Consider the following 13003-nt stretch of genomic DNA (forward strand, 5'->3'; position numbering starts at 1 on the left):
CGCTACAGGAAGAACCGATACGCAGCGTTGAGGCTGGCATCCGGCGCGGCAAGCGACTAATTAGGCCACACTCAAGCGAGGAACAAGACACATGAGCGGCAACGCAGCGGATGCGGCCAGCAGTGCGGCCACGAGTGCGGGTACTGGCGACGTGTGGGCCGAACCCCTTCCCACCGCGCTTCTCGTCCTGGCCGACGGCACCGTGCTGGAAGGCTTCGGGCTGGGCGCCACCGGCCATGCGGTCGGCGAGGTGTGCTTCAACACCGCGATGACCGGCTACCAGGAGGTTCTGACCGATCCCTCCTATGCCGGGCAGATCATCACTTTCACCTTCCCGCATATCGGCAATGTCGGCACCAACGAGGACGACATCGAGACCATCTCGATGGCCGGCGCCTCCGGCGTGCGCGGCGTGGTGGTGCACTCCGCCATCACCGATCCCTCCAACTATCGCGCCACCCGTCATTTCGACAATTGGCTGAAGGCGCGCGGCATCGTCGCGATTTCCGGCATCGACACCCGCGCGCTCACCGCGCTGATCCGCGACAAGGGCATGCCGAACGCGGTGATCGCCCATGCGGCGGACGGGAAATTCGACCTCCCCGCGCTCAAGCAGGAAGCCGCCGCGTGGCCGGGCCTCGTCGGCATGGACCTGGTGCCGATGGTGACCAGCGCCCAGCGCTTCGGCTGGGACGAGACGCCGTGGCAGTGGCCGGAGGGCTTTGGCCAGCAGACCGCGCCGGCGCACCACGTCGTCGCCATCGACTACGGCATCAAGCGCAACATCCTGCGCCTGCTCGCCCGCGTCGGCTGCAAGGTGACGGTGGTGCCGGCGACGACGTCGGCGCAGGAGATCCTGGCGCTGCAGCCGGACGGCGTGTTCCTCTCCAACGGCCCCGGCGACCCGGCGGCGACGGGGGAATATGCGGTGCCGGTGATCCGCGAGATCATCGAGCGCGGCGTGCCGACCTTCGGCATCTGCCTCGGCCACCAGATGCTCGGCCTCGCGGTGGGCGGGCGCACCATGAAGATGCACCAGGGCCATCACGGGGCGAACCACCCGGTGAAGGACATGACCACCGGCAAGGTCGAGATCACCTCGATGAACCACGGCTTCGCGGTCGACCGCGACAGCCTGCCGGCCACCGCGCAGGAAACGCATGTCTCGCTGTTCGACGGCTCCAATGCCGGCATCCAGCTGACCGACCGGCCGGTGTTCTCGGTGCAGTACCACCCCGAGGCGAGCCCCGGCCCGCAGGACAGCCACTACCTGTTCGACCGCTTCGTCGAGATGATCGCCAGGAACAAGAAGGCGGCGTGACGCCGCCTTCCATCACATGCCGGAACGCGTAAGGCGGGGCTGAGCCCCGCCTTTTTCGTCAATGGGTGCCGTCGTTGAGGATGGCGAAGACCTTCTCGTAGTCCCCGCGCGCCTCGGCGCCGCGCAGGAAGCCGACGCGCTGGACGCAGATCTCCGGCCCATGCGGATGCGCCTTCAGCAATTCGACCGTCTCGGCGATGAAGGCGTCGAGCGGCATCGAGTTCGGGTTCCGCGACTGGCCCGGCATGAGCTCGGTGGCAACCGCCGGCGGCGCGATCTCGATGACGCCGACCGAGCTGCCGGCAAGCTGGGCGCGCAGGCTCTGGCTCCAGGAATGGATCGCCGCCTTGGTGGCGTTATAGGTCGGCGTGATCACCAGCGGCACGAAGGCGAGGCCGGACGATACCGTCACCACCGTCGCCGAGGGCTGGCGGCGAAGATGCGGCAGCAGCGCCGCGGTGAGCCGGATCGGCCCGAGCAGGTTGGTGGCGATGATCGCCTCCGGCGTCGCGAGGTCCACCGGGTCGGCGGTGAGGTCCTCGGCGATCATGATGCCGGCATTGTGGATGACGACGTTGAGATCAGGAAAATCCGCCGTCACCTCGCCGGCGAAATCGGCGATCGCCCGCGCGTCCGCCACGTCGAGCACCCGGTACTCCATGCCGGGATTCGCGGCCACGGTCGCCTCCAGCGCCTGCTTGCGGCGGCCGGTGACGATGACCTTGTTGCCCTCGGCCTGCAGCGCCTCGGCGAGCGCCCGGCCGATGCCGGCATTGCCGCCGGTGATCAGGATGGTGTTGCCGCTGATATCCATTTTCGCCTCGCGAATGCTGGTGTTTCGGTCGGGCCCGGTTATAAGAGTTACACTTACCAATCGAAAGTAGGCACCTTTAAGTGCTGTAGTTACCCGAAGGAGAGTGTCGACATGAGCGCCCCGGCGACAGGCCCGATGCAGCCCGCCGCCCCGCCCCGCAGCGAGGCGGACGCACGCACGGCGGAGCTCGATCCCCGCGTCGAGGCGCTGGTGAACGAAGTGATCGGCCGCGTCGCCGATAAATGGACGATGATCGTGCTGGAGGTGCTGGCCGAGCACGGCGAATTGCGTTTCACCCGGATCGGCGAGCTCGCCGGCGGCATCAGCCAGAAGATGCTGACCCAGACGCTGCGGCAGATGGAGCGCGACGGGCTGGTGGTGCGCACCATCCACCCGGTGATCCCGCCCAAGGTCGAGTACCGGCTGACCGATCTCGGCTTCAGCCTCAGCGAGGCGTTCTGCGGCGTGTGGACATGGGCGGAGGCGAATCTGCAGCGCATCGAGCGCTCCCGCGCGGCGTTCGACGCGGCGAAGGCGGGATGAGACGGAACCGCCGGCCCGGCGCACGGTTCTGTTGGTGACCCGCCGGGAGCCTCGCATGACCACGCCCGAGCATCTGCGCTTTTCACCCTCCGCCGGGGTGCCGAACCATCCCGACCTGCCGGTGCTGATCTATCGCGCCGCCCTGCCGGCCGATGCCGCCCGTATCGAGCGGCGGCTCGGCGACAATGGCTGGGATTGCCGCTGGCGCGACGGCATCTTCGACTATCACCACTTCCACACCACGGCGCATGAGGCGCTGGCGGTCGCCCGCGGCACCGCGCGGGTGCTGATCGGCGGCGAAGGCGGCGCCAGATTGCGGCTCGGGCCGGGCGACGTGCTGGTGCTGCCGGCCGGCACCGGCCACAGGCGGCTGGAAGCCAGCGCCGATTTCCTCGTCGTCGGCGCTTATCCGCCGGGGCAGGACTACGAGATCGAAACCCCGGTGGCGACGGGGCTGGATGCGGCGCTGGCGCGCATCCGTGCCGTCAAGCTGCCGGAGAGCGATCCGGTGGAAGGAAGCGAGGGCCCGCTGATGCAATTGTGGAAGGGCTGACCCGCTCCATGCCCCGCGCGCGCGGCCGCAAGCCGCGGGACAACCCACAGCCGCCCTTCCCCCTCGCGGGAATCTGGTTTAAGGGAAGCCCCCAATTGCGGGGGAGCCCTCCGCCAACAAACTGATCCGGGTGCACCCAGGACGCGTCGCAAACGGGTCCTTTTTCGTGCGCCCGGTCAAATGCGCGAGCCGCACGGGATCCGATGCCGAAACGCACAGATATTTCCACCATCCTCATTATCGGCGCCGGCCCCATCGTCATCGGCCAGGCCTGCGAGTTCGATTATTCCGGCACCCAGGCGTGCAAGACCCTCAAGGCCGAGGGCTACCGCGTGGTGCTGGTGAACTCCAATCCGGCGACCATCATGACGGACCCGGATCTCGCCGATTCCACCTATATCGAGCCGATTACCCCCGAGATCGTCGCCAAGATCATCGCCAGGGAGCGCCATGTCGCGCCCGGCGGCTTCGCGCTGCTGCCGACCATGGGCGGCCAGACGGCGCTGAACTGCGCGCTGTCGCTGCGCAAGATGGGCGTGCTCGACGAATTCGACGTCGAGATGATCGGCGCCACCGCCGAGGCCATCGACAAGGCCGAGGACCGCGAGCTGTTCCGCGACGCCATGACCAAGATCGGTCTCGACACGCCGCGCTCAAGACAGATCAAGACGTTACCGCAGGCTCTTGAAGCTTTGGATGAGATCGGCCTGCCGGCGATCATCCGCCCGTCCTTCACCATGGGCGGCCAGGGCGGCGGCATCGCCTACAACAAGTCCGAATATATCGAGATCATCGAGCGCGGCATCGACGCCTCCCCCACCAACGAGGTGCTGGTGGAGGAAAGCGTGCTCGGCTGGAAGGAATACGAGATGGAGGTCGTCCGCGACAAGGCGGACAACTGCATCATCGTCTGCTCCATCGAGAACATCGACCCGATGGGCGTGCATACCGGCGATTCGATCACCGTCGCCCCGGCGCTGACGCTGACCGACAAGGAATACCAGATCATGCGCGACGCCTCGCTGGCGGTGCTGCGCGAGATCGGGGTGGAGACCGGCGGCTCCAACGTGCAGTTCGCCGTCGACCCGGAGACGGGCCGGATGATCGTCATCGAGATGAATCCGCGCGTCTCGCGCTCCTCGGCGCTGGCCTCCAAGGCGACCGGCTTCCCGATCGCCAAGGTCGCCGCGCGGCTCGCGGTCGGCTACACGCTGGACGAGATCGCCAACGACATCACCGGCGGCGCCACCCCGGCCTCGTTCGAGCCGACCATCGACTACGTCGTCACCAAGATCCCCCGCTTCGCCTTCGAGAAGTTCCCCGGCGCCGACCCGGTGCTGACCACCTCGATGAAGTCGGTCGGCGAGGCGATGGCCATCGGCCGCACCTTCCAGGAAAGCCTGCAGAAGGCGCTGCGCTCGCTGGAGACCGGCCTCAACGGCCTCGACGAGATCGAGATCGAGGGCCTCGGCCAAGGCGACGACAAGAACGCCATCCGCGCCGCCATCGGCACGCCGACGCCGAACCGGCTGCTGCAGGTGGCGCAGGCGATGCGGCTCGGGCTCACCAACGAGACCATCCACGCCGGCTGCAAGATCGACCCGTGGTTCCTCGACCAGATCCGCGAGATCGTCGACACCGAGGCGAAGATCCGCGCCCATGGCCTGCCGAAGACCGCCGGCGCCTTCCGCCGGCTGAAGGCGATGGGCTTTTCCGACCAGCGCCTCGCCACCCTCACCCGCCAGCACGAGGCGGACGTGTCCGGGCTCAGGCGCTCGCTCGACGTGCGGCCGGCCTATAAGCGCATCGACACCTGCGCCGCCGAATTCGCCGCGCCGACCCCCTATATGTACTCGACCTACGAGACGCCGTTCGCCGGCGTGCTCGCCGACGAATCGCGCCCCACCGACCGGACGAAGATCGTCATTCTCGGCGGCGGGCCGAACCGCATCGGCCAGGGCATCGAGTTCGACTATTGCTGCTGCCACGCCGCCTTCGCGCTGAAGGATGCCGGGTACGAGACCATCATGGTCAACTGCAACCCGGAGACGGTGTCCACCGACTACGACACCTCGGACCGGCTGTATTTCGAGCCGCTGACCGCCGAGGACGTGATCGAGATCCTGGAGCGCGAGCGCGCCAACGGCACGCTGCACGGGGTGATCGTGCAGTTCGGCGGCCAGACGCCGCTCAAGCTCGCCCGCGCGCTCGAAGAGGCCGATATCCCGATCCTCGGCACCTCGCCGGACGCCATCGACCTCGCCGAGGACCGTGACCGCTTCAAGACGCTGCTCGACAAGCTGAAGCTGAAGCAGCCGGCCAACGGCATCGCCTATTCGGTGGAGCAGGCGCGCCTCGTCACCGCCGATCTCGGCTACCCGCTGGTGGTGCGCCCCTCCTATGTGCTGGGCGGCCGGGCGATGCAGATCATCCACGAGGAGGCGCAGCTCGGCGACTACCTGCTCGGCACGCTGCCCGAGCTGGTGCCGAACGAGGTCAAGGCGCGCTACCCGAACGACAAGACCGGGCAGATCAACACCCTGCTCGGCAAGAACCCGCTGCTGTTCGACCGCTATCTCTCGGACGCCATCGAGGTCGACGTCGACTGCCTCGCCGACGGCACCGACACCTTCGTGTGCGGCATCATGGAGCATATCGAGGAGGCCGGCATCCATTCGGGCGACAGCGCCTGCTCGCTGCCGCCGCATTCGCTGTCGGCGGAAACCATCGCCGAGCTCGAGTCGCAGACGCGCCGGATGGCGCTGGCGCTCGGCGTCGGCGGGCTGATGAACGTGCAATACGCCATCAAGGACGGCGTCATCCACGTCCTCGAAGTCAACCCGCGCGCGTCGCGCACCGTGCCGTTCGTCGCCAAGGTGATCGGCGAGCCGATCGCCAAGATCGCCGCCCGAATCATGGCCGGCGAGAAGCTGGCAAGCTTCGGCCTGAAGCCGGCGGTGCTGGGTCATGTGGCGGTGAAGGAGGCGGTGTTCCCCTTCGCCCGCTTCCCCGGCGTCGACACGGTGCTCGGCCCGGAAATGCGCTCCACCGGCGAGGTGATGGGCCTCGACCGCTCCTTCGAGGTGGCCTTCGCCAAGAGCCAGCTCGGCGGCGGCACCAAGGTGCCGAAATCCGGCACGGTGTTCATCTCGGTGCGCGAGGACGACAAGCCCCGCATCCTCGACACCGCGCGGCTGCTGGCCTCGCTCGGCTTCAAGGTGCTCGCCACGTCCGGCACCCAGCGCTATCTCGCCGAGAACGGCATCGCGGCGACCAAGATCAACAAGGTGCTGGAAGGCCGGCCGCATATCGTCGACACCATCAAGAACGGCGACGTGCAGCTGGTGTTCAACACCACCGAGGGCGCGCAGGCGCTGGCGGACAGTCGCTCGCTGCGGCGCGCCGCCCTCTTGCACAAAGTGCCGTATTACACCACGCTGTCCGGAGCCATCGCAGCGGCGCGCGGGATCAAGGCCTATATCGGCGGCGATCTTGAGGTGCGGGCGCTGCAGGACTATTTCAAACACGACCGGGCCTGACATCGCGCCTCGCGAGACAGCTCCGGCCGACAACAGACAGACACCAGCCCGACGCGAAGGCCCTTTCGCCGAACCGAGGCGGCAGGACCTTTCGCGGGGGCTGCGTTTGCTTTTTTGGGAGGTCAGACAAGACCTATGGAAAAGTTTCCGATGACCGCCGGCGGCTTTGCCGCGCTCGAAGTGGAGTTCAAGCATCGCCAGCAGGTGGAGCGCCCGCGCATCATCGCCGCGATCTCCGAGGCGCGCGCGCATGGCGACCTTTCCGAGAACGCCGAATATCACGCCGCCAAGGAACAGCAGGCGCTGAACGAAGGCCGGATCGCCGAGCTGGAAGACAAGCTGTCCCGCGCCGAGATCATCGACGTCGCCAAGCTTTCCGGCGACGTGGTGAAGTTCGGCGCCACGGTGAAGCTCATCGACGAAGACACCGACGAGGAGCGGGTGTGGCAGATCGTCGGCGACATGGAAGCCGACGCCAAGGCCGGCCGCATCTCCATTTCCTCGCCCATGGCCCGCGCGCTGATCGGCAAGAAGCAGGGCACCTCGGTGGAAGTGGTGACGCCCAAGGGCGCCCGCTCCTACGAGATCGCCGACGTGCGCTTCGCCTGACATCCCCGCCACGATGCGCCGCGACCTCGATCCGACGCCCGATCCGGCGCAATTCCCGGATCCGGCGCTCGTCGAGGCCGTCGCGCCCAATCTGAAGCGGCGGCTCTCCGGCGTCACCTCGACGCTGGAGCGCGTGGTGCCGGTGCAGGCGCGGCGGATCCGCATCGCCGCGCTGGGGCCGAAGCTCGCCGCCGGCGTGCCGCGCATCGGCTGGACGGGGCTGGCGCATTTCTGGCGCGCTCCGCCCGGCCGGCCGGCGCGGATCTGGCACGCGCGGCGCAATATCGAGATGCTGACCGGCGTCGTCCTGCGCGATCTGCTGCGCATGAAGCTGCGGCTGGTCTTCACCTCGGCCTCGCAGCGCCACCATACCGGCTGGACGCGGTTCCTGATCTCGCGGATGGATGGGGTGATCTCCACCTCCGCGCGCACCGCCGCCTATCTCAGATGCCCCTCCACGATCATCCATCACGGCATCGACGCGCAGGTGTTCCGCCCGGCGGAGGACCGCGCGGCGGCGCGGGCGGCGCTGGGGCTGCCGGATCTCAGGATGATCGGCTGTTTCGGGCGCATCCGCGCGCAGAAGGGCACCGACGTGTTCGTCGACGCACTCATCCGCGTGCTGCCCGGCCATCCCGGCTGGGGCGGCGTGGTGCTCGGCCGCGCGCTCGGCAAGGACCAGGCCTTCCTCGACGGGCTGAAGGCGAAGGTGGCGGCGGCGGGGCTGGCCGATCGCCTCCTGTTTCCCGGTGAGGTCGAGACCTCGGCGACGCCGGACTGGTATCGCGCACTCGACCTCTATGTCGCGCCGCAGCGCTGGGAAGGCTTCGGGGTGACGCCGATCGAGGCGATGGCCTGCGGGGTGCCGGTGATCGCCACCCGCGTCGGCGCCTTCGAGGAGCTTATAATCGAGAGCATGACCGGCGCGCTGGTCCCACCCGGCGACGGCGAGGCGATGGCGGAGGCGGTGGCGGACTATCTTTCCAGGGACGAGGCCGGGCGGGCGGCGATGCAGGCGGCGGCGCGGGCGCATGCGGTCGCCGACTTCTCGCTGGAGCGCGAGGCGGCCAGGATCAACGCCGTCTACGAGGCGGTCTGGCGTTCCTGATCACGCTTGGCGAAAGCCGCGCGCGTGCCTTCCAGCCCGCGCTCCCAATAGGCGCGCACCCAGTCGACCGGGCCGTAGCCGGGCCGGTTGCGGGTGCCCCAGGCGCCGACATCGGCGCGGGCGACCTCGCTCGGCTTCGGCACGCCGTGGAAGACCACCAGCGGCGCGGTGGCCGGCTTGCGGGCGGTCCTGAAGACGAGATTGAGCGGCCGGTGCGGCACGCAATGGCGGCGGAAGGAGACGGCGAAGCGCTCCGGGAAATAATGCCGCCCCTGCGCCTTGATGCCGATATAGAGCTGGTCGTTCTTGGCGAGCGCATAGGCGCGCTCGGGATCGGCCATCGCCTCCAGATAGAGATGGTCCTGCTCGCCCGGCCGCCAGGCGACCATGGAACTCTGCGCGCCGCGGTCCGGGCGCAGGGAGACCGGCAGCAATTCCCAGATGCTCGGGTTCCATTCGCGCAGGATGTGCAGGCCGGGAGTGGCGCGCGCATGGGCGATGATCGGGTCGAGCGACCCCAGGATCACCACGTCGAGATCGAGATAGAGCGCGAGATCGACGCCGGCGAGCAGGCCGGGCGCGAACATGCCGAGCTTCGGCCAGCAGCCGCGCCAGCGCAGGGCGAGCGCGCCGGTGCCGGGCAGGTCGGCGGTCTCGACCTCGGGGCGCAATCCGTCCGGCCGGTCGGTGAGGCAGATGAAGCGGAACGGCTCGCCCACATGGTCGCGCACGCCCTGATAGAGGATGTTCACATCCTCCGCCGGGTAGGCCTCTCCCCATTTCAGGCAGATGACGGCGAGCATCAGGCACGGCTCCGGGGTTCGGGAACGGGCAGGTCCGGCAAATCCAGCCCAAGGACCGGGGCGATGGCGCGGGCAAGAATGTCGCGCGCATCCTCGGTCGGCGGCGCCAGGCGGGTGAGCGTCGCGGCGAACTGCTCGGGAGTGACGCTGGCCATCGGCAGGATGGCGAGGTGCGGACCCGTCATGCCGGCAATGATCTCGTTGGCGTAGTGCTTGTGCACCACGCGGGACTTGAGCCCGACCACCGGCCGGCGCGCCGCGAGCCCCTCGGCGAGCATGCTCATCGAATCCTCGGTGACGACGACGGCGTCGGCGCCGAACAGCGCCCGCACCGAGCCGGGGCCGGCGCTGCGGTAGTCGACATATTCGGCAACCGCTCCGGTGGCGGCCAGCCGGGCGAAGCGGTCGGCCACCGCCTCCGGCGTGCGGCGCGAGGTGGAGACCCGCCAGCGCACGCCGTAGCGCTCGGCGACCGCCGGCACGAAGGCGAGCAGCGCGTCCCATTCAGTCTCGGGGAATTCGCGGCGATAGGCCGAGCCGCCGACCAGCAAGGCGAGCGAGGCACCCTGCAGCGACGCGACATCGGCCAGGAGGCGCGGCGGCGGATAGGCGTCGGGATCGACGGTGCAGGGGATCGGCGCATAGGCGGCGCCGCGATCGCCGGCCTGCCGCGGCGAGGAGACGATATTGAGCGCGACGGCGCTCGCGTCATAGCCGTCGATGCCGCCGGAGACGATGAAGGGCGCGTTGTCGAAATGACGCGAGAGGAGGATGCCGGCGGCGATGGTCGGCCGGCCGGAGGCGACGATGATGTCGGGCCGGGCCACCGCCGACAGGTCGATGCCGTACAGCCAGTTCAGCCAGAAGCGGGCGTCGCGGCCGGCACGGCGCATGACCAGCTTGCGGATATCGTCGCGCGCCCAGCCGGCCGGGCGCACCTCGACGCGCTGCACCTCGGTGGCGGTCAGACGGGCGACGGCGAGCGCCAGCCCCTCGGCCTGGTTGGAATGGCCGGGCTTGACATCGCGCAGGATGAGAACCCGTTTCACGCCGCCCGCCCCGCGCCGAGGAAGCGGCGGCCGAACCAGGTGCGCAGCCGTTTCAGCCTGCGCACCCGCTTCTCGATCTTGCGCGACAGCCGGGTCTTCATCCGCGCATTGGCGAAGGGGGTTCGGGCGCGGTGGGCGAGGAAGCGGCCGCGGGCGGGATGGTCGCAATCGGCGTAGTTCGGCTTCACCTGGCCGATGAAATGGATGATGGCGGCCTCGTCCCAGTCGACCGCATCGCCCTCGTAGCGGCCCTTGACCAGCCGGCGATGCAGGTTCCAGCGCTCGTCGAGCGCCAGCCACTGCCCGCGCAGGGTGCCGTTGAGCGCATCCTGGTCCATCATCGGCAGGTTCGGATGCGCGGCGGCGAAGGCCATCACCTTGTCCGACAGGTCGGCGCGCCGCCAGGCATCGAGATCGATCAGCAGCACGCCGCTGTTGAAATAGCGCATCTCGCCGGGCAGGCCGATGGCGCGGTTGCGCTCGGCATGACGCTCGGGATCGAGCCGGGCGATGTCGTCCACCGCCGCCACCGCGAAACCCTGCATCGGCAAGGCCTCCAGCGGCGCGAGCGGGGCGTTGACGAGGGTGTCGCAATCGACATAGAGCAGCCGCCCGGTCGCCTCCGGCAGCAGCAGCGGCATCAGGATGCGGGCATAGGCGGTGCGCGAGAGATGGTGGTTGACCGGCCGCGCCCCGAAATGGCGGGCCATCTCGTCGGCGAGCTCGACGAATTCGATATCGGCGCGGCCGTAGCTGGCGCGCATCCGCTCGCGGTCCTCCGGGCTCACCTTGTCGCAGAACACCACGACCCGCTCGACCTCCGCGCCCGCATTCGCCGCCAACGAGGCGAGCAGCACCGCGGTGAGCTCGACATAGGCGGCATCGGTCGCGGTGGCGAGGATCACGACGACGACCCGTCCATGGGGACGATGGCGGCGTCCTTGGTCTGCTTGAGGGTGAGCGCGGTCTTCACCTTGCTGACATTCGGCGCGCTGGTCAGCTCCAGCACGAAATTCTGGAACGAGCGCAGGTCCGGCGCGACGCAGAGCAGCAGGAAATCGGTCTCGCCCGACAGCATCCAGCAGGAGCGCACCAGCGGCCAGCGGTCGACCTGCTCGGCGAAGGCGGTGAGGTCGGCCTCGGCCTGGCTGACCAGATGCACCATGGCGAAGCCCTGGAGGTCGAAGCCGAGCGATTTCTCGTCGAGCAGGGCGCGGTAGCCCTTGATGATGCCCTCCTCCTCCAGCGACCGCACCCGGCGCAGGCAGGGCGGAGCGGAAATGCCGACCCGCTGCGAGAGCTCGACATTGGTGATGCGGCCATCCCCCTGCAGTTCGCGCAGGATGTTCCAGTCGATCGTGTCGATGCGGCGCGCCAAACCGGCCTCCTTCATGGGGCGGGATCCGGCCCGCACCCGGCGCGCACCATAGAGGAGCGGCCGGACAGCGCAATAATGTTTCAAGATGCGACACGCAATCTTACCATTGGACAACTTTGGGATAAGCTACGAGCCGCTTGCAGAGCAGGGGGCGAGCCCCTACATTTTCGCATGGCTGGCGGATGCGTCCGGCACGCCTCTTGCGGCCGAGGCCGGTACAGGCCAGATGCAGCATCCTGAAGGAGCGGCCGGTGCCGCTCCACGCGAATTGCGAGTGCTTTCCATGTCGGCGGCCCTTTCGTCCGCATCCAGCCCGGCAACCCGAGCGAAGGTGGTGATCATCGGCTCCGGCCCGGCCGGCTACACCGCCGCGATCTATGCCGCGCGCGCCATGCTCGAACCGGTGCTGATCCAGGGCATCCAGCCCGGCGGCCAGCTCACCATCACCACCGATGTCGAGAATTATCCCGGCTTCGCCGACCCGATCCAGGGTCCCTGGCTGATGGAGCAGATGCAGGCGCAGGCCGAGCACATGGGCACGCGCATCGTCAACGACCTGGTGACGAAGGCGGACTTCTCCTCGCGCCCGTTCCGGCTGGAGACCGATTCCGGGCAGGTGTGGATCGCCGAGACGGTGATTCTCGCCACCGGCGCACAGGCGCGCTGGCTCGACCTGCCCTCCGAGCAGGCCTATCGCGGCTTCGGCGTCTCCGCCTGCGCCACCTGCGACGGCTTCTTCTATCGCGGCAAGGAGGTCTTCGTGATCGGCGGCGGCAATACCGCGGTCGAGGAAGCGCTGTTCCTCACCAATTTCGCCTCCAAGGTGACGGTGGTGCACCGGCGCGACAGCTTCCGCGCCGAACGCATCCTGCAGGACCGGCTGTTCGCCCATCCCAAGGTCGAGGTGGTGTGGAACTCGGCGCTGCACGAGGTGAAGGGCGAGGACGAGCCGACCAAGGTGACCGGCGTCGTCCTGAAGAATGTCGAGACCGGTGCCTTCAGCGAGCGCAAGGCGGACGGCGTGTTCATCGCCATCGGCCACGCGCCGGCCACCGAGCTGGTCGCCGGGCAGCTGAAGCTGAAGCCGAGCGGCTATGTGTGGACCGCCCCCTATTCCACCGCCACCTCGGTCGAGGGCGTGTTCGCCGCCGGCGACGTGGCGGACGATACGTTCCGGCAGGCGGTGACCGCCGCCGGGATGGGCTGCATGGCGGCACTGGAAGCCGAGCGCTTCATCGCCGCGCGCCACCCCCTCGCGCACGCCGCGGAGTGACAATGGACGGATC

Annotated in this window: 12 protein-coding genes; 7 read left to right on the forward strand and 5 right to left on the reverse strand. The window is 68.6% G+C overall.

Features of this window, described 5'->3' with window-relative positions:
* Window positions 1-91 precede the first annotated feature (91 nt).
* Entirely contained in the window at window positions 92-1321 is a 1230-nt protein-coding gene (gene carA / locus AC1RU4_RS18190; RefSeq protein ID WP_492892523.1) for a glutamine-hydrolyzing carbamoyl-phosphate synthase small subunit, read from the forward strand.
* Window positions 1322-1379: 58 nt separating this feature from the next.
* Here carA and AC1RU4_RS18195 read toward each other — a convergent pair whose 3' ends face one another.
* Window positions 1380-2135 (reverse strand): SDR family oxidoreductase, encoded by a 756-nt coding sequence (locus tag AC1RU4_RS18195; RefSeq protein ID WP_492892524.1) that lies wholly within the window; start codon window positions 2133-2135, stop codon window positions 1380-1382.
* A gap of 135 nt (window positions 2136-2270) precedes the next feature.
* Here AC1RU4_RS18195 and AC1RU4_RS18200 point away from each other — a divergent pair, with 135 nt between their 5' ends.
* The 5 genes from AC1RU4_RS18200 to AC1RU4_RS18220 all read left to right on the forward strand — a co-directional run bounded on the left by AC1RU4_RS18200 (window position 2271) and on the right by AC1RU4_RS18220 (window position 8487).
* A complete protein-coding gene (locus tag AC1RU4_RS18200) occupies window positions 2271-2678 on the forward strand; it encodes a winged helix-turn-helix transcriptional regulator (protein ID WP_492892566.1) in 408 nt (135 codons plus the stop codon).
* Window positions 2679-2733: 55 nt separating this feature from the next.
* Entirely contained in the window at window positions 2734-3231 is a 498-nt protein-coding gene (locus AC1RU4_RS18205) for a cupin domain-containing protein (protein ID WP_492892525.1), read from the forward strand.
* A gap of 203 nt (window positions 3232-3434) precedes the next feature.
* Complete coding sequence (gene carB / locus AC1RU4_RS18210) at window positions 3435-6770, forward strand: carbamoyl-phosphate synthase large subunit (RefSeq protein ID WP_492892526.1); 3336 nt, start codon at window positions 3435-3437, stop codon at window positions 6768-6770.
* 135 nt (window positions 6771-6905) lie between these two features.
* A complete protein-coding gene (greA, locus tag AC1RU4_RS18215; RefSeq protein WP_492892527.1) occupies window positions 6906-7379 on the forward strand; it encodes a transcription elongation factor GreA in 474 nt (157 codons plus the stop codon).
* Window positions 7380-7392: 13 nt separating this feature from the next.
* The gene (locus tag AC1RU4_RS18220) at window positions 7393-8487 is read left to right on the forward strand and encodes a glycosyltransferase family 4 protein (RefSeq protein ID WP_492892528.1); all 1095 of its coding nucleotides are present in this window, start codon (window positions 7393-7395) and stop codon (window positions 8485-8487) included.
* On the opposite strand, the gene AC1RU4_RS18225 is transcribed toward AC1RU4_RS18220, so the two are convergent.
* From AC1RU4_RS18225 to AC1RU4_RS18240, 4 genes are read right to left on the reverse strand one after another with little or no spacing between them, the layout of a single operon-like run.
* A complete protein-coding gene (locus tag AC1RU4_RS18225; protein WP_492892529.1) occupies window positions 8463-9290 on the reverse strand; it encodes a hypothetical protein in 828 nt (275 codons plus the stop codon). The genes AC1RU4_RS18220 and AC1RU4_RS18225 overlap by 25 nt on opposite strands.
* Entirely contained in the window at window positions 9290-10339 is a 1050-nt protein-coding gene (locus AC1RU4_RS18230; protein WP_492892530.1) for an ELM1/GtrOC1 family putative glycosyltransferase, read from the reverse strand. The genes AC1RU4_RS18225 and AC1RU4_RS18230 overlap by 1 nt, the downstream gene beginning before the upstream one ends.
* Entirely contained in the window at window positions 10336-11244 is a 909-nt protein-coding gene (locus AC1RU4_RS18235; RefSeq protein WP_492892531.1) for a glycosyltransferase family 8 protein, read from the reverse strand. Before AC1RU4_RS18235 ends, AC1RU4_RS18230 begins: the two co-directional genes overlap by 4 nt.
* Window positions 11241-11732 (reverse strand): Lrp/AsnC family transcriptional regulator, encoded by a 492-nt coding sequence (locus tag AC1RU4_RS18240; protein WP_492892532.1) that lies wholly within the window; start codon window positions 11730-11732, stop codon window positions 11241-11243. The genes AC1RU4_RS18235 and AC1RU4_RS18240 overlap by 4 nt, the downstream gene beginning before the upstream one ends.
* Before the next feature lie 268 nt (window positions 11733-12000).
* Between AC1RU4_RS18240 and trxB the strand changes: the two genes are divergently transcribed.
* Entirely contained in the window at window positions 12001-12990 is a 990-nt protein-coding gene (gene trxB / locus AC1RU4_RS18245) for a thioredoxin-disulfide reductase (RefSeq protein ID WP_492892533.1), read from the forward strand.
* Window positions 12991-13003: the final 13 nt, after the last annotated feature.

The organism is Ancylobacter sp. GW821-FHT10E12 (assembly GCF_058809335.1).

Coding starts and splice junctions, on each gene's coding strand:
- greA (WP_492892527.1), top strand. CDS start 6,906: ATGGAAAAGTTTCCGATGACCGCCGGCGGCTTTGCCGCGCTCGAAGTG.
- AC1RU4_RS18200 (WP_492892566.1), top strand. CDS start 2,271: ATGCAGCCCGCCGCCCCGCCCCGCAGCGAGGCGGACGCACGCACGGCG.
- trxB (WP_492892533.1), top strand. CDS start 12,001: ATGTCGGCGGCCCTTTCGTCCGCATCCAGCCCGGCAACCCGAGCGAAG.
- AC1RU4_RS18205 (WP_492892525.1), top strand. CDS start 2,734: ATGACCACGCCCGAGCATCTGCGCTTTTCACCCTCCGCCGGGGTGCCG.
- AC1RU4_RS18195 (WP_492892524.1), bottom strand. CDS start 2,135: ATGGATATCAGCGGCAACACCATCCTGATCACCGGCGGCAATGCCGGC.
- AC1RU4_RS18225 (WP_492892529.1), bottom strand. CDS start 9,290: ATGCTCGCCGTCATCTGCCTGAAATGGGGAGAGGCCTACCCGGCGGAG.
- AC1RU4_RS18220 (WP_492892528.1), top strand. CDS start 7,393: ATGCGCCGCGACCTCGATCCGACGCCCGATCCGGCGCAATTCCCGGAT.
- carB (WP_492892526.1), top strand. CDS start 3,435: ATGCCGAAACGCACAGATATTTCCACCATCCTCATTATCGGCGCCGGC.
- carA (WP_492892523.1), top strand. CDS start 92: ATGAGCGGCAACGCAGCGGATGCGGCCAGCAGTGCGGCCACGAGTGCG.
- AC1RU4_RS18240 (WP_492892532.1), bottom strand. CDS start 11,732: ATGAAGGAGGCCGGTTTGGCGCGCCGCATCGACACGATCGACTGGAAC.